Below are 18,374 nucleotides of genomic sequence, written 5' to 3'. Positions count from 1 at the left end.
CGCTAGAACGGGTGCACCGAGAGCGTCCCGAACACGATCGCGGCAATGACGGCAAAGGCGCTGTAGAGCCCGATGTGATGGGCGTTCGCCGCGGTCCGACGCGAGAGCGAGCGCGCGTAGAAGTGCAGTCTGGCTTCCGCCGATAGTTCGCGCATGGTCGATCTCCAACGCCCCATTTGCGGGATTATGAGGGATCGACCGGGGTGGCGGGCAAGACGGCCGCGGAAATAGCGATGAGCCTTCTCTGAAGATGGCCCATCCCAGGTGCAAATTCTCTTCAGGCCCGGGTTCCGAGAATCTTATTCGTTAAGATCCAAGCCAGATGGAACCCGCTGGATGACAGCTAGATGACAGCGCGTCGTCCCGTCCAACGTGAATCGCGAAAACAACCCCATGCACAGTAGAGCGTGGCCGCCGGCGCCCTGCGCGGCGCCGGCGATTCAGGACACTCCCACCGAGGCTTAGTACACGTCAGCCTGGAAGCGGCCCTTCTTCTTGAGGTCGGCGACGAAACTGACGGCCTCGTCGGTCGAGCGCGCACCGAACTGGGCGACGATGTCGACCAGCGCACGCTCGACGTCCTTGGCCATGCGCTTGGCATCGCCGCAGATGTAGAGATGGGCGCCCTCGGCGAGCCACGTCCAGACTTCGCGGCCGAGCTCGCGCATACGGTCCTGCACGTAAAACTTCTTCTCGCCGTCACGCGACCAGGCGAGCGACAGACGCGTCAGAAGGCCCGAGGTCTTCATCGCGTTGAGCTCGTCGCGGTAGAAGAAATCGCAATCGCTGCGCTGATGGCCGAAGAACAACCAGTTCTTGCCCTGCGCGCCGGTCGCCTTGCGATCGAGCAGGAAGGCGCGGAACGGCGCAATGCCGGTGCCGGGGCCGATCATGATGACCGGAATCTTCGGATCCTCCGGCAGACCGAAACCGTGTGCCTTCTGCACATAGACCTTGAGCTTGTCGCCCTCGTTGATGCGCTCGCCGAGGAAAGTCGAGGCAACGCCGAGGCGCTTGCGCTTGCCGATGACGTAGCGCACGGAATCGACCGTCAGCGACAGCTTTCCAGGCGTCGCATTGTGCGACGAGGAGATCGAGTAGAGCCGCGGCTGCAGCGGCTCCAGCGCTTCGACGAAGGCTTCCGGATGCGGCCGCGTGCCCGAGAACTTCTGCAGCGCCGCCATCACGTCGAGCGTCGCCGCATCGCCATCGGGATCCTCGCCCTGCGCCAGCGCCCGCGCCTTCTCGCGCTGCGCACCGCCGGTGATAAAGGAGAGCAGCTCGAACAGCTTGTCCGGCGCCGGTGACAGTGAGACGTCCTCGACCAGCGCTTCGCGCAGCGTCTTGTTGTTGACTTTGGTGGTGTGGGACGCCCCGAGCAGCGCGATGATCTGGTCGACGAGGCCGAGATCGTTGCGCGCGAACACGCCAAAGGAGTCGCCGACAACGTAATCGAGCTTGCTCTCGGAGAGATCGAACTCGACGTGATAAGTCTCCTTCTCGGAAGCTCCCTTGTTGAGCAGGCGCCGCGACAGGAAGGTGGCGTCGGCCGGATTTTCGCGGGCACGGCCGAGCTCGGCCTTCACCTCCGGTGCAGCCGGTGCACTCGCGGCTGCAGCCGCCCCTGCCGCAGGCTTCGCGGCCGGCGCCTTGTCGACCTCCTCGAAGAGCTGCTTGAGCATCCGCGCCGTCTCCTTGCCGCCGGGGGCGCAGAGGTTGAGGCGCGCTTCGCTCTTGTTGGCGATCGAGTCCGAATAGTCGGCGCAATTGTAGCCGCACTGACCGCAATCCTGCTGCGCCATCGCCGCCATCATACGGCGGCGGAGCGGACGTCCCTCCGCCAGCTTCATGCGGTCGGCGATCGCCATCCCGGGATCGTGCCAGGGCGCCTCCCCGTCATCGCCATCGCCCTGCGGCGCCAGCAAAGCCACGTTGTCGATCGGCGACAGAGCCGTCGAGCCGTCAAGGCCGAGCATGCCGACGAGAAATCCGTTCAGCCACAGCCGCTGGCCCTCGCTGAACGGTGCATTGGCCGGAATGATCTCGATCTTGGGAGGCACGGACATCTGGGTCATGCTGCTACTTCCGCTTCGGCGAGTTTGCGCAAGGCTTCACCGTCATGGCGACGTGAGAAGGTGAGGAACGTCTCTTCGGGCGAGGCGCGATTGGCGAGATAGGCCTTCAAAAGCCCCTCGACGATCTTCGGCGTATCCTCGGCCTTCAGGTTTTGAAACACCTCCTGCCCGATATCGGCATCAGGACCGAAGCCGCCGCCGGTGAAGAGGTGATAGCCTTCGACCTGGTCATCCTCCGTCGCACCCGGCACCTTGGCCGCGATCAGGCCGATGTCGGAGATGTAGTGCTGCGCGCAGGAGTGATGGCAGCCGGTCAGATGGATGTTGAGCGGCGTGTCGAGATTGATGCGCTCGTCGCACCAGTCGCCGATCGCGGCGGCATGGCGCTTGGTGTCGGAGGCCGCGAACTTGCAGCCGGCATTGCCGGTGCAGGCGATCAGGCCGGCACGAACATTCGAGACCTGCGTGGCGAGGCCAAGCTTCTCGACCGCGGCGGTGACGAGCGCGACGCTCTCGTCGCGCACGCCAGAGATCAGCAGGTTCTGCCAGACCGTCAGGCGGATATCGCCGTCACCGAGATCCTGCGAAATCTTCGCCAGCCCGCGCATCTGCTCGCACGTGAGCTTGCCGACCGGCAGCGCCACGCCAACCCAATTGAGCCCGGCCTGCTTCTGCTTGTGCACGCCGATATGGGCCATGCGGTCGGACAATGGACGCGGCAGAAGCGCCTCGGCCGGCACGCGTGCGAACGGCTTCTTCAGCCGCTCCTCGACCAGCTTGAGGAAGCCGTCGTGCCCCATGATGTCCAGCACGTATTTCAGCCGTGCCTTGTTGCGGTTGGTGCGGTCGCCATGCTCGATGAAGACGCGCACGATGGCATCGGCCACAGCGGTCGCGTCTTCCGGGCGAACGACGATGCCGGAATATTTCGCGAAGTCTTTGTGGCCGGTGATGCCGCCGAGGCCGAGCTTGAACCAGACACCGGGCTCGACGCCGTGGCCGTCCTTCACCTCGACCGCGGTAAAGGCGATGTCGTTGGTCTCCTCCAGCGCGGCGATCTTGCCGGCGCCGTCGAAGGCAACGTTGAACTTGCGCGGCAGGCCGAACAGCGAGCGATCGTTGAGGATGTGGAAATGCCACTCGCGCGCATAGGGACGCGTATCCAGCAGTTCCTGCGGATCGATGCCGGCCGTCGGCGTGCCCGTGACGTTGCGGATGTTGTCGGCGCCGGCGCCGCGCGAGCACAGGCCGATATCCTGCACGCCCTCGATCAGCGCCACCGCGTTCTTCGGTTCGATCTCGCGGATCTGGAAGTTGGCGCGGGTGGTGACGTGGGTGTAGCCGCCGCCGCAGCTTTCGGCGATGTCGGCGAGGCCCGACATCTGCCAGTGCTTCAGGATGCCGTTGGGAATGCGCAAGCGGGCCATGTAGGAGGTCTGCGCCGGTGCCACCCAGAAGATGCCGTAATAGCGCCAGCGGAAATTGTCCGCCGGCGTCGGGTTGGCGTTGTTGCGCGCCTGGTCCTTCAACCGATCATACGCATCGAACGGATGCATCTCGCGCTTGAACTTCTCCTGGTCGGCGAGCTTCTTGCCCGCCGCCGTGAGCTTGTCCTGCGCCTTGATCCCTGCTGCGTCCGGCCCCGTCGGCTCAGACGGAGCGTTGGCCGCAGGCGCGCCGCCGGCTGCGAAGGCGCGCCCGACACGTCCGACCTGCATGCCGGACATGAAGCCTTCGAGATAGCGCTTCTGCTCGTCGGAGAAATCGGCCGTGGGTGCTGTATCGAGTTTCATGGGCTGAATGGACCTACTCTGCTGCCTGGACCGCGACCTGCGCGACATCGGCCGTGGGCTTGGCGGGCTTGTACGTCGCGTAGAGCGCAAGGCCGGTGAAGACGAAGCCGCCGACGAGATTGCCGAGCGTCACCGGGATCTGATTCCACAGCCACCAGTCGGAGAGGCTGACCTTGGCGCCGAGCAGCATGCCGGTCGGGATGACGAACATGTTGACGACGGCGTGCTCGAAGCCGAGCGCGAAGAACAGGAAGATCGGCAGCCAGGTCGCGGCGATCTTGCCGACCGTCGAGGTCGAGGTCATCGCCATGACGACGCCGAGGCAGACCAGCCAGTTGCAGAGGATCGCCTTGACGAAGACCGAGACCATGCCGGCGGTGCCGATTGCGGCATTGCCGATGGTCTTGGCTTCGGCCACTGCGACGATGCGGGCGGCGACGCCGGCGACCTCGACCTTGCCCATGTTGGTGAGCGCAATCGCGATCAGCGCGCCGAAGGCGAGGCTGCCCAGCAGATTGGCGACGAACACCCAGGACCAATTGGCGATCACCGCATTCCAGCTCGCCTTGCCTTCGAGGCGGGCCAGCGGAACGATGGCGAAGCTGCCGGTGACGAGTTCGAGACCGAGCAGCACGATCATCACGAGGCTGACCGGGAAGATCAGCGCGCCGACAAGGGGCTGGCCGGTGGTGAGAGCGCCGCTGAAGGCGAGCGTGGTGGCGGCGCCGAGCAGCGCGCCGGAGATCGCGCCGCGGATCATGATGTCGCGCGGGGCGAGCGCCAGCTTCTTCAGGCTGGCATCGACCATCGAGGCCACAACGTCAGAGGGTTTCGCGTAATCCATATCGAAGCTCCAGCTTGCCGCGCGCAGGCGGCGTCAACGGGTTGAACGGACGTTGATCGCTGGGAGCCGGTTGGAGGCGCATCAGCGCCCAGCCGGAACCCGGAGCGATCCGATCAGCTTCGTTGCTGCGGAAATCCACCATGGACCTGGAACCGCCGGCGCCCACGCCGGGCGGCTCAAGACCTCCTATTCAAGACGTGTGCCAACGCAGCATGAACTGCAAAGACACGTAAAATCAGTGATTTAGGATTGTGTGCGGTGCATGAAGTGGATCGCAATTCATGCTGCTTCGGGCAGCAATGGCCCAAAGAATAAGCTTCGAATCAGAATGACTATTTTTTAGGCAGGACTAAAGCGCCCGCCGTCCGACCTCGAAAGAGGCGAGATAGCCGCCCACGTCAGTGGGGTCGAAGGCCGGTCCGGCGAAGGCGCCGAACGGCGTGCTGGCCTGATCATCCCCAGCCCGCCCAAGGGCGGCGTCATAGAGGTCCGGCCGGAACACGGCCATCGCCGTCCTGAGCGCTTCGGGGCTCAGCGCCGTCTGTCCCCACCGGACCATTTGCGCGTAAAGCCAGGCGGCCTGGACCGGATCCGGGCGCCCTGCCCCTTCGCGTCCCACCAAAAGATAGCGGCCGCTCTCGCGCACCGCGCCCTCGGGCGCGATCTTCAGGCGCCCGGTGAGCGAGCGCTGGATCACTTCGGCGTCGACACCAATCCGCTCGGGCTGCGCGAGGAGTTGTGCTGCCTCAGCCAGATTTGCCGGCTGCTCGATGAACGCGGCCGCCTTCACCGCGGCGCGAACCAGCGATGCAACCACGTCCGGATGCTTGTCGGCCCAGACCTGGCGCACCGCCAGCACCTTCTCTGCAGCCCGCTCCAGAATATCGGAGACGAAATGCAGGATGTGGCCGATGCCGAGATCGACCGCGACCGAATTCCAGGGCGCGCCGACGCAGAAGGCGTCGACATGGCCGTTGGCGAGGCTGTCGACCATATAGGGCGGCGGCAGCACCACCAGGCGCACGTCCTCGTCGGGATCGACGCCGGCCGCCGCCATCCAGAACCTCAGTTGATAATTGTGGGTCGAGAACGGAAAGGTCATGCCGAAGGTCAGCGGATCGGCACCCGCCTTGCGCCGCCTGGCCACCACCTTCGCCAGCGCCTTTGCGGTCGCGAGCGGATCGAAGCGGTCGCCATCGATCTCCTCCATCAGCGCGGCGTGGAGCGCGGGCGACACCGTAATCGCATTGCCGTTGATGCCGAGATTGAAGGGCGCGGCGATCGGCACCTTGACGTGACCGAGCCCGAGCGACGACGCGATCGCCACGGGCGCGAGCAGATGCGCGGCGTCGAACAGGCCGATGTTCAACTTGTCGCGCACGTTGGACCAGGAGACCTCGCGCACCAGCTCGACTTCGAGCCCTTCGGCCGCGGTAAAACCCTTGTCGACGGCGACGATCAGGGCGGCGGCATCGACCAGCGGGATGAACCCGATGCGGAGGGGTGCGGTCATTTCAGCATCTCCGACGCGGTGATGATCGATTGCGCGATCTCGCCGATTTTCTTCTTCTCGCGCATCGCGGTGGATCGCAGCAGCACATAGGCCTCGTCCTCGGTGAGGCCCTTGACCTTCATCAGGATGCCCTTGGCCTTCTCGATGATCTTGCGGTCCTCGAGCTGCGACTTGGTCCGCTCCAGCTCCTCCTGGAGCTTGGCGAAGGCGTTGAAGCGCGACACGCAGAGGTCGAGGATCGGCTTGATGCGCTCCTTCTTCAACCCGTCGACGATGTAGGCGGATACCCCTGCCTCCACGGAGGCCTGGATCGAGGATGAATCGCTCTGGTCGACGAACATCGCGATCGGCCGCCGCACGGCGCGGCTGACCTGGAACATCGCCTCCAGCACGTCGCGGCTGGGGTTTTCGAGATCGATCAGGATGATGTCGGGGTCCACCGCATAAATACGGGCGAGCAGGCTCTGCATCTCGCGGATGTGGACGATCTGCGTGAATCCGGCCTCCCGCAGCCCCTCTTCGAGGATCGCGGCCCGGATCGGGCTCTCGTCGACAATCACGATTTTAGGCGACTGTTCGGCGCTCATAGCTCACTCGCAACCCGGCGATTCATCCATAGCATGCCGGACGCCCATGCAAAGGGTTGTAATTATGAGCAATTGGGACTAGCTCAAGCCCGTCAATCAGGCAGATTTGGATATGGATCAGACGGCTGCGCCCAAGGTCAGCTTCGTGTCGCTCGGGTGTCCCAAGGCATTGGTGGATTCCGAGCGCATCATCACGCGCCTGCGCGCGGAGGGCTACGAGCTCGCCCGCAAGCATGACGGTGCCGACATCGTCATCGTTAACACCTGTGGCTTCCTCGACAGCGCCAAGCAGGAATCGCTCTCGGCGATCGGCGAGGCCATGGCCGAGAACGGCAAGGTGATCGTGACCGGCTGCATGGGCGCCGAGCCCGAGCAGATCGAGGAGGCCTATCCCGGCGTGCTCTCGATCACCGGCCCGCAGCAATATGAGAGCGTGCTCGATGCCGTGCACCGCGCGCTGCCGCCGGCGCACAATCCGCATCTCGATCTGGTGCCGCCGCAGGGCATCAAGCTGACGCCGCGCCATTACGCCTATCTGAAGATCTCCGAGGGCTGCAACAACCGCTGCACCTTCTGCATCATCCCGAAGCTGCGCGGCGATCTCGTCTCGCGTCCGGCCAATGACGTGCTGCGCGAGGCCGAGCGTCTCGTCGGCGCCGGCGTGAAAGAGCTGCTGGTGATCTCGCAGGACACCTCGGCCTATGGCGTCGATCTCAAATATGCCGAGAGCCCGTGGAAGGATCGCCAGGTCCGCGCCAAATTCCTCGACCTCGCCCGCGAGCTCGGCGAACTCGGCGCCTGGGTTCGCCTCCAATACGTCTACCCGTACCCGCATGTCGACGAGGTCATCGCGCTGATGAACGAGGGCAAGGTGCTGCCCTATCTCGACATCCCGTTCCAGCATGCGAGCCCTGACGTGCTGAAGGCGATGAAGCGCCCGGCAGCCCAGGACAGGACGCTGGCGCGTATCAAGCGCTGGCGCGAAGAATGTCCTGACCTGGCTCTGCGCTCGACCTTCATCGTCGGCTTCCCCGGTGAGACCGATGCCGACTTCGCCTATCTGCTCGACTGGCTCGATGAAGCCGAGATCGATCGCCTCGGCTGCTTCAAATACGAGCCGGTTGCGGGCGCGACGTCGAACGCGATCGCAAATCCCGTGCCGGAGGAGATCAAGCAGGAGCGCTACAATGCACTGATGGCGCGCCAGCAGAAGATCTCGGCGCGCAGGCTGAAGCGCAAGGTCGGCACGCGCCAGCAGATCATCATCGACGAGGTCGGCCCGACGGTGGCCAAGGGCCGCTCCAAGGCCGATGCACCGGAGATCGACGGCGCGGTGTATCTGTCGAGCCGCCGCCCGTTGCGTGTCGGCGAGATCGTCACTGCGAAAATCGAGCGCGCGGATCAGTACGATCTGCACGGTAGCGTCGCGGGGTTCTGAGGTTACTGCGTCATTGCGAGCGTAGCGAAGCAATCCAGAATCCGTCCGCGGAGACAGTCTGGATTGCTTAGCCACGCTCGCAATGACGATGTGGATGCAGTTAAGCCAGCCATTTCGGCACCCAGCGCTCCGGACGCGGGGCGCGGGTGAGATCGGCCTGAGCCTCGGACAGTTTCGCCGGCTCGCCATCGATCATCGGGCGCCCATCGTATTCGAAATTGGGCATGACGCGGCCGTCGGCATAGAGGCCGAATTTCATCGCATACCAGAGCCCGAGCTCGGGCTGGGCGCGACGCATCTCCTCGCGCAGGTCGCGCAGCAGGGATTCGATTGAGGCGGCCTCCTCGAACGGCTGCGGTCCGCGCGACAGGACGCGCGCCTCGTATTGCTTGCCGACGATCGCGACCTCGAAATGGGTCTTGTCCCAGGCGTTCTTGCCCTTGGGCAGATGTGCGGCGAGCCGCCAGCCCAGCTCGGCCATCAGGCGGTGATTGGCCCAGTATTCTTCGCGATCGCGGCTCCACTTCTCGACGAAGCCGCGGAAGTCGGGCAGCTCCGAGGTGACGTCCTCGCACGGCACCGGCTCGCCAGGCGGACGCCGAGCGAGCCATTGCGCGAGCTCGACGGTCTGCGGCTCGACTTCGTCATGCGGTCGCAGGTCGTGCCAGGCCTTGTCGAATTGCTGCGAGGTCAGTTTCGTCAGCAACGCATCAAGGGACGGTGCGAGCAGCTCGTAATCGCCCTCCGAGCCCAACCCCACGATCGGGGGATCGTCACGGTCGAGGCCGGCGCCGTACCAGCCACCGACAGCCGAGCCGTCAGGCAGGCGCATGAACAGCGCGAAGCGGTCGCGCAAGGGGCTGCCGTCGAAGATCGGGGCCTGATCGGAGAACTGGCCTTGCAGGGAGAAGCAGCCGACGCTGCCCCAGGCGCGCCCGTTCAGCCAGCCGGCAAAATCCAGCAGCAAAGGCGGCGCCTCGATGCCCGGCGGAAAGGCGCCGCGAATGCTGTCGAGGTCGATCGGATAAGGCGTGTCGGACAAGGCTGAAAACTATCTGGTTGGTCCCGTACCCGTTGGTCTGTCCCGATTTGCGTCAGGTTCGAACCAATTCGCGTTCCGAGATCACAAACGCGCTAGAGGCTTGTTGGTTTCTGCGCGGCAAAAATGAAACACAATCACAAGATCCGGACCTGCCTGTGCACGATCGCCGCGGCATTGACTTTGCTCACGTTCCCGGCGGCGGCGCAATCCCTCTCGGCTTCACAGGCGCGCCAATGGTGCTTCGCCAAGGACGACAAGGTCAGCGACGACCAGCGCATGGACGGATGCACCGTCGTGCTGAAGTCCAACCCGTCGAATGCGGCCGCGCTTGCCAATCGCGGCGAAACCTATCGGCGCAAGGGTGATTCGGAGCGCGCCGTCGCCGATCTCAACCGCGCCCTCGATCTCGATCCGAACGACGTCCTCGCCTGGTACAATCGCGGCATCGCCTATGACGATCTCGGAGACCGCGATCACGCCATCGCCGATTACACGCGCGCGATCCAGCTCGAGCCCGACGATGCGCGCTACTACAACAACCGCGGAAACTCCCGCATCGCCAAGAACGACTACGAGCGCGCAATGGCGGACTACGACCGGGCCATCAAGCTCAACCCGAAATTTGCGCTGGCCTATTTCAATCGCGGCAGCACCTTGCGCGAACATCACGAGGCCGAACGCGCGCTCGCCGATCTCGACATGTCGATCAAGCTCGACCCCAATTACGGCCCGGCTTACGGCAATCGCGCGCGCATCTTCCGCGACAAGGGCGACCGCCCGCGCGCGCTGGCCGATTTCGGCAAGTCGATCGCACTCAACCCGAACAACGACCGCGACGCCTATGCGCGCGCCGACATGTATTTCGACGACCACGACTATGCGCGGGCGCTGGAGGACTATGATCGCTCGATCAAGGCCAATCCAGGATATTCCGGTGTGTTCAACGCACGCTGCATGACGCACGCGATCCTCGGGCAGTTGCAGGAGGCGCTCGCCGATTGCGATCAGGCGCTCAAGATGCGCCCGAACGATCCCTACACGCTGGACAGCCGCGCCCTCACCTTCCTCAAGCTCGGCAATCTCGACGCGGCGATCGCCGATTACGACGCGGTGCTGAGTGCGAAGCCGGGGCTCGACAACTCGCTCTATGGCCGCGGGCTGGCGAAGCGCAAGAAGGGGGATGCCGACGGCGCAGCCCGCGACATCGCGGCGGCGAAAGCGATCAATGCCGGCATCGCCGATACGTTTGCACCCTACGGCGTTCAGTAGGTCCCGCTTGACAAGCCCTGCCGTTCGGCTGTAGGGACCCGCCCCATGATCAATTCCCGGACCCATCTGCGCCAAGCCATGCGTCGTCGCTCCCGCGACGATGATGGGTTGCGCCATGTCCGACGACGCCGCTGAACCAGTAAATTCAGCATAGTTTTCGAGAAGGCCGCACCCGCAAAGTGCGGCCTTCTTGCTTTTCGCGTCCCTTTTTCATCCGCCCCCCAAAAGATCTTGGCTATCTCCAGAGGAGTTCGACATGACCACCGCCACCCATCCGTATGACGCGCTGATGGACATCACCGCACGGCCCAAGGCCGTGTTCGTCCGTGGCGCCGGCTCATACCTCTGGGACGACAGCCGCAAGCGCTACCTCGACTTCGTGCAGGGCTGGGCCGTGAACTGCCTCGGCCACTCTCCGCCGGCGGTTGCGGATGCGCTGGCGTCGCAGGCCAAGCGCTTGCTCACGCCGAGCCCGGCCTTCTACAACGAGCCGAGCCTCAAGCTGGCGCAGGCGCTGGTCGAGAACAGTGCGTTCGACCAGGTGTTCTTCGCCAATTCGGGTGCAGAGGCCAATGAGGGCGCGATCAAGCTCGCGCGAAAATATGGCAGCCTGCACAAGAGCGGCGCGTTCGAGATCATCACGTTCGAAGGCGGCTTCCACGGGAGAACGCTGGCGACGATGTCGGCCTCGGGCAAGAAGGCGTTCGAGCCGCTGTTCGAGCCGAAGGTCGCCGGCTTCAAGAAGGCAAAACTCAACGACATTGCCTCGGTCGAGAAGCTGATCGGCAGCAACACCGTTGCGGTGATGCTCGAGCCGATCCAGGGCGAATCCGGTGTGTGGCCGGCGACCGATGCGTTCCTGCGGGAGCTGCGTGCACTCACGGAGGCGCACGGGCTGCTGCTGATTTTCGACGAGATCCAGACCGGCATGGGCCGGACCGGAAAGCTCTTCCACTATGAGCACACCGGCATCGCGCCCGATATCATGACGCTCGGCAAGGGCATCGGCGGCGGCGTGCCGCTCGCAGCGCTGCTTGCGACCGAACGCGCCTCCTGCTTCGAGCACGGCGACCAGGGCGGCACGTTCAACGGCAATCCGGTGATGTGCGCGGCCGGCCTTGCGGTCCTCGACGAAGTCAGCAAGCCGGCGTTCCTGAAGCAGGTGGGCGAGACCGGCCTGCTGCTCGAAAGCGAGCTGCAAAAAGTCTCGGCCCGGCATGGCCTCGGCGGCGTGCGGGGACGCGGGCTGCTGCTCGCGCTCGACCTCAAGTTGCCGATCGCGCCCGGCATCGTCGCGCAGGCGTTCGAAGCCGGCGTGCTCCTCAACGCCCCGCAGCTCGACACGCTACGCTTCATGCCGGCGCTGAACGTCACGAAGGCAGAGATAGCCGAAATGATCGATTGCCTCGACGGGATCTTGACCAAGGCTGGCGCGGCGAGATGCGTCGCGTAAGTGAAGGTGCCGTAGGGTGGGCAAAGCGAAGCGTGCCCACGTTTTCTCTATTGTGATGAGATCGTGGGCACGGCGATGCGCGCCTTTGCCCACCCTACGAGATCTCGACCGTGACGGCGAGTTACGGCTTCAGGATCGACGCCCCGGTCGTCTTGCGGCTCTCGAGATCGATGTGCGCCTTCGCCACATCCTTCAGCGCATAGGCGTGATTGATCGGCACGTGGAGCTTGCCGTTGATGACGGCGGAAAACAGCGTGTCGGCGCCTTCCAGCAATTCCTTGCGCGTGCCGATGTAGTCGTTGAGCTTCGGCCGGGTGGCAAACAGCGAGCCGTGATTGTTCAGCTCGGCGATCGAGAACGGCGGCACCGGACCTGAGGCATTGCCGAACGAAACGAACATGCCGCGCGGCTTCAGGCACGACAGCGAGCCGGGGAAGGTCGCCTTGCCGACACCGTCATAGACGACGTCGCAGCCCTCGTTGCGGCTGATCTGTTTGACGCGCGCGACGAAGTCCTCCTCGTTGTAGAGGACGACGTGGTCGCAGCCATTGGCCTCGGCAAGTTCGGCCTTCTCGCGCGACCCGACGGTGCCGATGACATGGGCCCCCAGCGCCCTCGCCCATTGGCAGGCGAGCAGTCCGATCCCGCCGGCAGCGGCATGGATCAGCACGCGATGATGCGGTTCGACCTTGAAGGTCTTGTGCAGGAGGTACCAGACGGTCAGTCCCTTGAGCATCAGCACGGCGCCCTGCTCGTGGGTGATGTGGTCGGGCAGCTTGACCAGCTTCTCCCAGGAGATGTTGCGCTCGCTCGCATACGCGCCTAGGTTGTGGTAGTAGGCGACGCGGTCGCCGGGATGGAAATTCGTCACGCCGGGCCCGACGGCCAAGACCTCGCCCGAAGCCTCGTTGCCGGCAATGAAGGGCAGCTCCGGCGCCTTGTAGAGGCCGGTGCGGTAATAGACGTCGATGAAGTTCAGCCCGACCGCATGCTGGCGGATGCGCACCTCGCCGGGTCCCGGCGCCGGAACGTCGACGCTCTCATAGACCAGTGCTTCGGGGCCTCCGACCTTGTGCACACGGACGGCTTTGGTCATCACCTGACCTCCTCTTCTCCAAGGCCAGCGAAAGACATAGCGCCTGCCTTGTCAACTCGACCCAAATTGGAGCGGCTAGACGGACGGCTTGCTGGCCCTCCTGCGGTTACGCTTCGCCAGCACATTGAAGAACTCGACCGCCGCCGAGAACGCAATTGCGAAATAGATGTAGCCGCGCGGAATGTGGAATTTGAATCCATCCGCAACCAGTGCGACGCCGATCAGCACCAGGAACGCCAGCGCCAGCATTTTCGTGGTCGGATGCTCCGCGACGAATCGCGCCACCGGTCCCGACGAAATGTACATGACCAGGCACGCGATCACGACGGCGGCGATCATGATCTCGAGGTCCTGCGCCATGCCGATCGCGGTGATGATCGAGTCCAGCGAGAACACGATGTCGATGACGATGATCTGGACGATCACCCAGAAGAAGGCGCTGCCGCCGGATTGCTTCTTCCCGTCGCCGTCATCGGCCTCGACCTCGGCGTGGATCTCGTGCGTCGCCTTCGCGATCAGGAACAGGCCGCCGCCGATCAGGATCAGGTCGCGCCAGGAGAAGTCATAGCCGGAGAACGACAACACCGGCGCGGTCAGGCCGATCAGCCAGACCAGCACGCTGAGCAAAATGATGCGGAACACCAGCGCCAGCGCCAGCCCGATCTGGCGGGCGCGATGGGCCTGCGGCTCGGGGATGCGCGAGACGATCACCGACAGGAAGATGACGTTGTCGATGCCGAGCACGATCTCGAGCGAGGTCAAGGTCAGCAGCGCGGCCCAGGCCTCCGGGCTGGTCAGCAGATGCATCATGCGAAGGACCTTGCGAGGCGGATCAGCGCATCGCTGAACGCGATCCAGAGCGCGATCGCGCAGAGCGCAACCGTCACGCCGGTGCCGACGCGAAAATCCATCTCCAGCGCGTAGAGCCCGAGCAGCGACCAGACCGCAATCAGCGACATCGTCAGCCAGCGCAGCCGCACCACACGAACCGGATGCAGAACGTGGAACGGCACGAAAGTCAGCACCACCAGCGCCGCGACCAGCAGCGTCGACGACAGCGGCGGCCAGTGCAGCAGGAACAGATAGAACGCCGCCGCATTCCACAGCGCCGGAAAGCCGCGGAAATGATTGTCATCGGCCTTCATGCGCAGATCGGCGAAGTATAATGCGCTAGTGACGATGATGGCGATGCCGAGCAAGGGCGCCGCCACCGGCAGCAACAGGCCGCTCGCCACGATCGCATAGGCCGGCACGAAGACGTAGGTGACGAAGTCGACCACGAGGTCGAGCACGTCGCCCGACCAGTTCGGCTGCACGTTCTTGACGTCGAGCCGGCGCGCGATCGGCCCGTCGATCGCGTCGATGATCAGGGCGACGCCGAGCCAGCCGAACATCGCCGCCCAGTGCTCGCGCACCGCCTCCAGCATCGCCAATAGCGCGATCGCCGCGCCGAAGGCGGTGAAGATGTGCACCGAAAAAGCCGCGGCCCGGATCGCGGGCGTCGGCTTGAGGGAATCCTCTTGGCTGTCGATCTGAGTTTCCATGGCTTCTGCTACCAGAACGGGACCGATTTGCACATCCGCCGTCGCGGCATTGGGTCGCGCAATTCGTCATAAAAGCAGGCAAAATAGGTGGGCTTGAATTTGTCGCGGGGCGTGTCAAATGTCGTTCCATGACAGACGCATCCACGCTCTTTGACGCGGCCATTATCGGCGGCGGACCGGCCGGCCTTGCGGCAGGAATTGCACTGGCGCAGGCCGGTGCGCGGACCGCGCTGGTGGCGCGGCGCCTGCCCTATGCCGACAACCGCACCACCGCGCTGCTGGGTGCCTCCGTCGACCTCCTGGAAAGCCTCGATGTCTGGTCCCGCTGCAAGGACAAGGCGGCCGGCCTCGAGGTCATGCGCCTCGTCGACGACACCGGGCGGCTGTTCCGCAGCCCCGAGGTCCGGTTCTCCTGTCATGAGATCGCGCTCGAGGCGTTCGGCTACAACATCGACAACCGCTCGCTGATGCTGACGCTCGAGGCGCGCGCGGCCGAGTTGCCCAACCTCGTCCGTTTCGACGACGAGGCAGAGAACGTCGTCATCGAAGCCGATGACGTCGCAATCCGCACGGCGTCCGGACAATTCCTGTCCGCGCGGCTCGTGGTCGGCGCCGACGGCCGGCACTCGCTGTGCCGGGAGGCCGCCGGGATTGCGGTGACGCGGCGCGACCTGACGCAGACGGCGCTGACCTTCAACGTCAGCCATGCCCGGCCGCATCGCAACGTCTCGACCGAGTTCCACACCCCGCACGGCCCCTGCGTGTTCGTGCCCCTGCCCGGCAACCGCTCCAGCATCGTCTGGGTCTCGGCGCCTGCGGAGGCCGAACGGCTTCGCTCCCTGAGCGACGAAGAGCTCTCCGCGGCGATCGAGAAACAGTCGCATTCCATCCTCGGCCGGATGACGGTCGAGCCCGGCCGCAACCTGTTCCCGCTGGCGATCGAACGACCAAACTCCTTCGCGCGCGACCGCATCGCGCTGGTCGGTGAAGCCGCCCATGTGGTTCCCCCGATCGGTGCCCAAGGCCTCAATCTCGGACTGCGGGATGCCGCCGACATTGCGAGGCTCGCCGGCGAAGCCATCGCCGCCGGCCAGGATCCCGGCGCAGCCGACGTGCTCAAACGCTACGACCGGGCGCGGCGTCCGGACATTCTGAGCCGGACCTTTGCGATCGACATCGCCAATCGCTCGCTGCTCAACGATTTCCTGCCGCTCCAGCCGGTCCGCGCCGTCGGCATGCACTTGCTCGGCGCCATCGGCCCGCTCCGGCGTTTTGCCATGCGCGAAGGGCTGACACCGACCTGGCGGAAGTAGCGTTCACGGAAACACCAGCCGGCCGGTCTGCAGCAACCACATCACGGTGGTCAGCGTGACCACGGATGCGAACGTCCCGAGCAGCACGGCGACGGAGGCGGATTCGATCCAGGCATCGTTCTGGCGGGCAATCACGAACACATTCAGCGCCGGGGGCAGCGAGGCCATCAGGATCGCAGTCGCGGCCCAGGGCTGCGCGAACGGACCGAACGCCAGCATCAGGCCAAACGCCGCGAGCGGATGGATCAGGAGCTTGACGGCGATGACGCCCGGCACTTCCCAGGGCACGCGGTCGAACGGCCGCAGCGCCACCGTCACGCCGAGCACGAACAACGCAGTCGGCGCTGCGGCGTTCTGGAGGAAGATGATGGTGCGGTCGAGCGCCACCGGCAGCTCGATATGGAGCGCGGCGACGGCTGCGCCAAAGCAGGCAGACATGATCAACGGGTTGAGCACGATCTGTTTCAGCACGACACCGAAGGCATGCACGATCGAGGGATGATCGCGGTCCGACAGCTCGATCAGCAGCGGCACGATCGTGAACAGGAAGATGCTGTCGCAGCAGAAGATCAGCGCAGTCGGCGCCGATGCCCTCGGCCCAAGCACGGCCAGCGCCAATCCTGGCCCCATGTAGCCGATATTGCCGTAGCCGCCGGAGAGACCCGCCAGTGTCGCCTCACGCAGTGTCAGGCCGCCGAGCACCTTGCCGACGACCAGCGCCAGCGTGAACGCGGTAACCGTCGACAGCGTGGTCGCAACCAGGAACGGCGGATTGTTCAATTCCGAAAATGGCGTCTTCGACATGATCGCGAACAGCAGCGCCGGCAGCGACACGTAGAGCAGGAAGAAGTTCATCCAGGCGAGGCCCGATTCTGGCAGCGACTTGGCCTTGCCGCAGGCGAAACCGACGAAGATCAAGCCGAAATAAGGTAGCGCCAGATTGAGGATATCGACCATTGATGAAGTGACTTCTGAAGACCTGGGGGTTATCTCCCGCGCAACCGCGGGCTAATTCCAGATCAGGGCACTAGCATCGGCCACAATCCTGGTCTATCGACGGGGAATGATTAAAGCGCGGACCGCCAAATTCCAGATCGGACAGGTCGTTCGCCACCGGATCTTCTCGTTCCGGGGGGTGATTTTCGACATCGATCCGGAATTCAACAACACCGAGGAGTGGTGGCTGTCGATCCCTGAAGAGGTGCGGCCTCACAAGGATCAGCCGTTCTATCATCTGCTCGCGGAGAACGCGGAGTCCGAGTACGTTGCCTATGTGTCCGAGCAGAACCTCCTGCCCGACGAATCCGGCGAGCCGATCCGACATTCCCAGGTCGCCGAGATCTTCATCAAGAACAAGGATGGCGGCTACCGCCCGCGCAATCCTTCACTGAACTGAATTTCTCCGCCGACAAGCGGCCAGCAAAAAAGGCGCTCGAACCGAGCGCCTTTTTCATGTCCGGGATTTGGTCCCGATTACTTCTGACCCGCCGGAGCTGCACTGGGTGCACCAGGCGCGCCGCCGTTCTGCTCGAGCTTCTTGCGCTGCTCGTCAGCCTTCTTCTGAAGCTCTTCCTGGAGCTTCTTCTGGGTTTCCTCGAACACCTTCGGATCGGTCGGCGGACCGTCATAGGCCTTCTGGAATTCGCCGGTGAGCGGCAGCGGCAGGGTCAGCGGCGCACCGTTGGCGTTGATCGCCTGCACCACGAGGTTCTGGCCCTTCTTCATGTTGGCGAGAAGCTCGGGCGTCGCCTCGTAATCCGACATACAGCCGTTCTGGAAGCAGATCACATACGGGCTCTGCAGCGGCGGATTGTTGTCGACGATGACGCGGGTGCCGTGCACGAGCTGCATGCCGAGCGGCAGCGTCACGCGCAGGATCTTCTTGGGCTCGCCTTCCGGCTCGATGATCACGGCCGCGATGACAGGCTGGCCCGATTCGATGCGGCCGTCCTTGCCGGTGAAGCAGACCTGCTTGGCGTTGGCGTCCTGGCCCTTCAGGCAGAACTTGGTCCAGGGGGCGTAGATCAGCTGGATCTGCTGATCCGCGGGCTGAGCGCCCTGCGCCGCCGGAGCGCCCTGCTGGGCCGGGGGCTGCTGGGCCTGGGGAGCCGGCGCGGGAGCCGCAGCTGGCGCCTTGGGGGCAGCCTTGGGAGCGGCTTTCGGGGCAGCCTTCGGCGCGGCGGGCGCGCCCGGGGCCGGCGCGGGGGTCTGCGCCTCCGCAGCAAACGGGACGACCAACGCCGTCGCCGTCAACAGGGCGAGAACTCGCCCGCGCGGCCGGACGGACGCGGCCAAATAACGGAAATTCATTGCAGAAAACCCTTTCTGAACGGGAAGTGCCCGAACCGCTCCGAAACGCCGAACCAAGCCGCCTTGGGCGCGGCTCTCTCCCCGTCAATTGAGGCAG

At 64.5% G+C, this 18,374-nt stretch carries 17 protein-coding genes; 5 read left to right on the top strand and 12 right to left on the bottom strand.

Going from position 1 to position 18,374, the window contains the following annotated elements; genetic code table 11:
- Nucleotides 1-2: 2 nt before the first annotated feature.
- The 6 genes from QA645_RS21760 to QA645_RS21735 form a co-directional block, all read right to left on the bottom strand.
- Complete coding sequence (locus tag QA645_RS21760; protein ID WP_187434626.1) at nt 3-155, bottom strand: hypothetical protein; 153 nt, start codon at nt 153-155, stop codon at nt 3-5.
- A gap of 306 nt (nt 156-461) precedes the next feature.
- A complete protein-coding gene (locus QA645_RS21755; RefSeq protein ID WP_283052986.1) occupies nt 462-2,075 on the bottom strand; it encodes a sulfite reductase subunit alpha in 1,614 nt (537 codons plus the stop codon).
- Nucleotides 2,072-3,868, bottom strand: a complete 1,797-nt coding sequence (locus tag QA645_RS21750; RefSeq protein WP_283052984.1) for a NirA family protein — start codon at nt 3,866-3,868, stop codon at nt 2,072-2,074. Before QA645_RS21750 ends, QA645_RS21755 begins: the two co-directional genes overlap by 4 nt.
- A 13-nt stretch (nt 3,869-3,881) precedes the next feature.
- On the bottom strand, nt 3,882-4,712 hold the full coding sequence (locus QA645_RS21745; RefSeq protein ID WP_254131531.1) for a formate/nitrite transporter family protein: 831 nt from the start codon (nt 4,710-4,712) through the stop codon (nt 3,882-3,884).
- A 349-nt stretch (nt 4,713-5,061) separates the two neighbouring features.
- Nucleotides 5,062-6,225, bottom strand: coding sequence for a CmpA/NrtA family ABC transporter substrate-binding protein (locus QA645_RS21740; protein ID WP_283052982.1), 1,164 nt, complete (start codon nt 6,223-6,225; stop codon nt 5,062-5,064).
- The gene (locus QA645_RS21735; protein WP_148772657.1) at nt 6,222-6,812 is read right to left on the bottom strand and encodes an ANTAR domain-containing protein; all 591 of its coding nucleotides are present in this window, start codon (nt 6,810-6,812) and stop codon (nt 6,222-6,224) included. The genes QA645_RS21740 and QA645_RS21735 overlap by 4 nt, the downstream gene beginning before the upstream one ends.
- Before the next feature lie 112 nt (nt 6,813-6,924).
- Here QA645_RS21735 and rimO point away from each other — a divergent pair, with 112 nt between their 5' ends.
- A complete protein-coding gene (gene rimO / locus QA645_RS21730; RefSeq protein ID WP_283052979.1) occupies nt 6,925-8,250 on the top strand; it encodes a 30S ribosomal protein S12 methylthiotransferase RimO in 1,326 nt (441 codons plus the stop codon).
- A gap of 100 nt (nt 8,251-8,350) precedes the next feature.
- Here the strand turns inward: rimO and QA645_RS21725 are convergent, their stop codons facing one another.
- Entirely contained in the window at nt 8,351-9,292 is a 942-nt protein-coding gene (locus tag QA645_RS21725; RefSeq protein WP_254131534.1) for a hypothetical protein, read from the bottom strand.
- A 123-nt stretch (nt 9,293-9,415) separates the two neighbouring features.
- Between QA645_RS21725 and QA645_RS21720 the strand changes: the two genes are divergently transcribed.
- Together QA645_RS21720 and QA645_RS21715 are read left to right on the top strand one after the other, a co-directional pair.
- Nucleotides 9,416-10,561 carry a tetratricopeptide repeat protein gene (locus QA645_RS21720; protein ID WP_283052978.1) on the top strand — a complete coding sequence of 382 codons (1,146 nt, stop codon included), beginning with the start codon at nt 9,416-9,418 and terminating at the stop codon, nt 10,559-10,561.
- A 256-nt stretch (nt 10,562-10,817) separates the two neighbouring features.
- Nucleotides 10,818-12,014: an acetylornithine transaminase gene (locus QA645_RS21715; RefSeq protein ID WP_283052977.1), complete on the top strand. Its 1,197-nt coding sequence runs from the start codon at nt 10,818-10,820 to the stop codon at nt 12,012-12,014.
- A gap of 121 nt (nt 12,015-12,135) precedes the next feature.
- On the opposite strand, the gene QA645_RS21710 is transcribed toward QA645_RS21715, so the two are convergent.
- From QA645_RS21710 to pcsA, 3 genes are all read right to left on the bottom strand, one after another.
- Complete coding sequence (locus tag QA645_RS21710; RefSeq protein WP_283052975.1) at nt 12,136-13,110, bottom strand: quinone oxidoreductase; 975 nt, start codon at nt 13,108-13,110, stop codon at nt 12,136-12,138.
- Between the two features lie 75 nt (nt 13,111-13,185).
- The gene (locus tag QA645_RS21705) at nt 13,186-13,920 is read right to left on the bottom strand and encodes a TerC family protein (RefSeq protein ID WP_283052974.1); all 735 of its coding nucleotides are present in this window, start codon (nt 13,918-13,920) and stop codon (nt 13,186-13,188) included.
- Nucleotides 13,917-14,654, bottom strand: coding sequence for a phosphatidylcholine synthase (pcsA, locus tag QA645_RS21700; protein WP_254131539.1), 738 nt, complete (start codon nt 14,652-14,654; stop codon nt 13,917-13,919). The genes QA645_RS21705 and pcsA overlap by 4 nt, the downstream gene beginning before the upstream one ends.
- Nucleotides 14,655-14,782: 128 nt before the next feature.
- Here pcsA and QA645_RS21695 point away from each other — a divergent pair, with 128 nt between their 5' ends.
- Complete coding sequence (locus QA645_RS21695; protein WP_283052973.1) at nt 14,783-15,967, top strand: UbiH/UbiF family hydroxylase; 1,185 nt, start codon at nt 14,783-14,785, stop codon at nt 15,965-15,967.
- Nucleotides 15,968-15,970: 3 nt separating this feature from the next.
- Here QA645_RS21695 and QA645_RS21690 read toward each other — a convergent pair whose 3' ends face one another.
- On the bottom strand, nt 15,971-16,924 hold the full coding sequence (locus tag QA645_RS21690; RefSeq protein ID WP_254193768.1) for an AEC family transporter: 954 nt from the start codon (nt 16,922-16,924) through the stop codon (nt 15,971-15,973).
- A gap of 106 nt (nt 16,925-17,030) precedes the next feature.
- Between QA645_RS21690 and hspQ the strand changes: the two genes are divergently transcribed.
- Nucleotides 17,031-17,363, top strand: coding sequence for a heat shock protein HspQ (hspQ, locus tag QA645_RS21685; protein WP_018317973.1), 333 nt, complete (start codon nt 17,031-17,033; stop codon nt 17,361-17,363).
- A 77-nt stretch (nt 17,364-17,440) separates the two neighbouring features.
- Here the strand turns inward: hspQ and QA645_RS21680 are convergent, their stop codons facing one another.
- Complete coding sequence (locus tag QA645_RS21680) at nt 17,441-18,277, bottom strand: invasion associated locus B family protein (RefSeq protein WP_283052965.1); 837 nt, start codon at nt 18,275-18,277, stop codon at nt 17,441-17,443.
- Between the last annotated feature and the right edge of the window lie 97 nt (nt 18,278-18,374).

This window comes from Bradyrhizobium sp. CIAT3101 (assembly GCF_029714945.1).
In the GTDB taxonomy this organism is placed as follows: domain Bacteria; phylum Pseudomonadota; class Alphaproteobacteria; order Rhizobiales; family Xanthobacteraceae; genus Bradyrhizobium.
This window is presented reverse-complemented; position numbering and strand designations above follow the sequence as displayed.

Bases quoted from the DNA above. Each gene is read 5' to 3' on its own strand.
- QA645_RS21755 (WP_283052986.1), bottom strand. From the start codon at position 2,075: ATGACCCAGATGTCCGTGCCTCCCAAGATCGAGATCATTCCGGCCAAT.
- QA645_RS21740 (WP_283052982.1), bottom strand. From the start codon at position 6,225: ATGACCGCACCCCTCCGCATCGGGTTCATCCCGCTGGTCGATGCCGCC.
- pcsA (WP_254131539.1), bottom strand. From the start codon at position 14,654: ATGGAAACTCAGATCGACAGCCAAGAGGATTCCCTCAAGCCGACGCCC.
- QA645_RS21710 (WP_283052975.1), bottom strand. From the start codon at position 13,110: ATGACCAAAGCCGTCCGTGTGCACAAGGTCGGAGGCCCCGAAGCACTG.
- QA645_RS21695 (WP_283052973.1), top strand. From the start codon at position 14,783: ATGACAGACGCATCCACGCTCTTTGACGCGGCCATTATCGGCGGCGGA.
- QA645_RS21760 (WP_187434626.1), bottom strand. From the start codon at position 155: ATGCGCGAACTATCGGCGGAAGCCAGACTGCACTTCTACGCGCGCTCG.
- QA645_RS21705 (WP_283052974.1), bottom strand. From the start codon at position 13,920: ATGATGCATCTGCTGACCAGCCCGGAGGCCTGGGCCGCGCTGCTGACC.
- QA645_RS21720 (WP_283052978.1), top strand. From the start codon at position 9,416: ATGAAACACAATCACAAGATCCGGACCTGCCTGTGCACGATCGCCGCG.
- QA645_RS21690 (WP_254193768.1), bottom strand. From the start codon at position 16,924: ATGGTCGATATCCTCAATCTGGCGCTACCTTATTTCGGCTTGATCTTC.
- hspQ (WP_018317973.1), top strand. From the start codon at position 17,031: ATGATTAAAGCGCGGACCGCCAAATTCCAGATCGGACAGGTCGTTCGC.
- QA645_RS21745 (WP_254131531.1), bottom strand. From the start codon at position 4,712: ATGGATTACGCGAAACCCTCTGACGTTGTGGCCTCGATGGTCGATGCC.
- QA645_RS21750 (WP_283052984.1), bottom strand. From the start codon at position 3,868: ATGAAACTCGATACAGCACCCACGGCCGATTTCTCCGACGAGCAGAAG.
- QA645_RS21715 (WP_283052977.1), top strand. From the start codon at position 10,818: ATGACCACCGCCACCCATCCGTATGACGCGCTGATGGACATCACCGCA.
- QA645_RS21735 (WP_148772657.1), bottom strand. From the start codon at position 6,812: ATGAGCGCCGAACAGTCGCCTAAAATCGTGATTGTCGACGAGAGCCCG.
- QA645_RS21680 (WP_283052965.1), bottom strand. From the start codon at position 18,277: ATGAATTTCCGTTATTTGGCCGCGTCCGTCCGGCCGCGCGGGCGAGTT.
- rimO (WP_283052979.1), top strand. From the start codon at position 6,925: ATGGATCAGACGGCTGCGCCCAAGGTCAGCTTCGTGTCGCTCGGGTGT.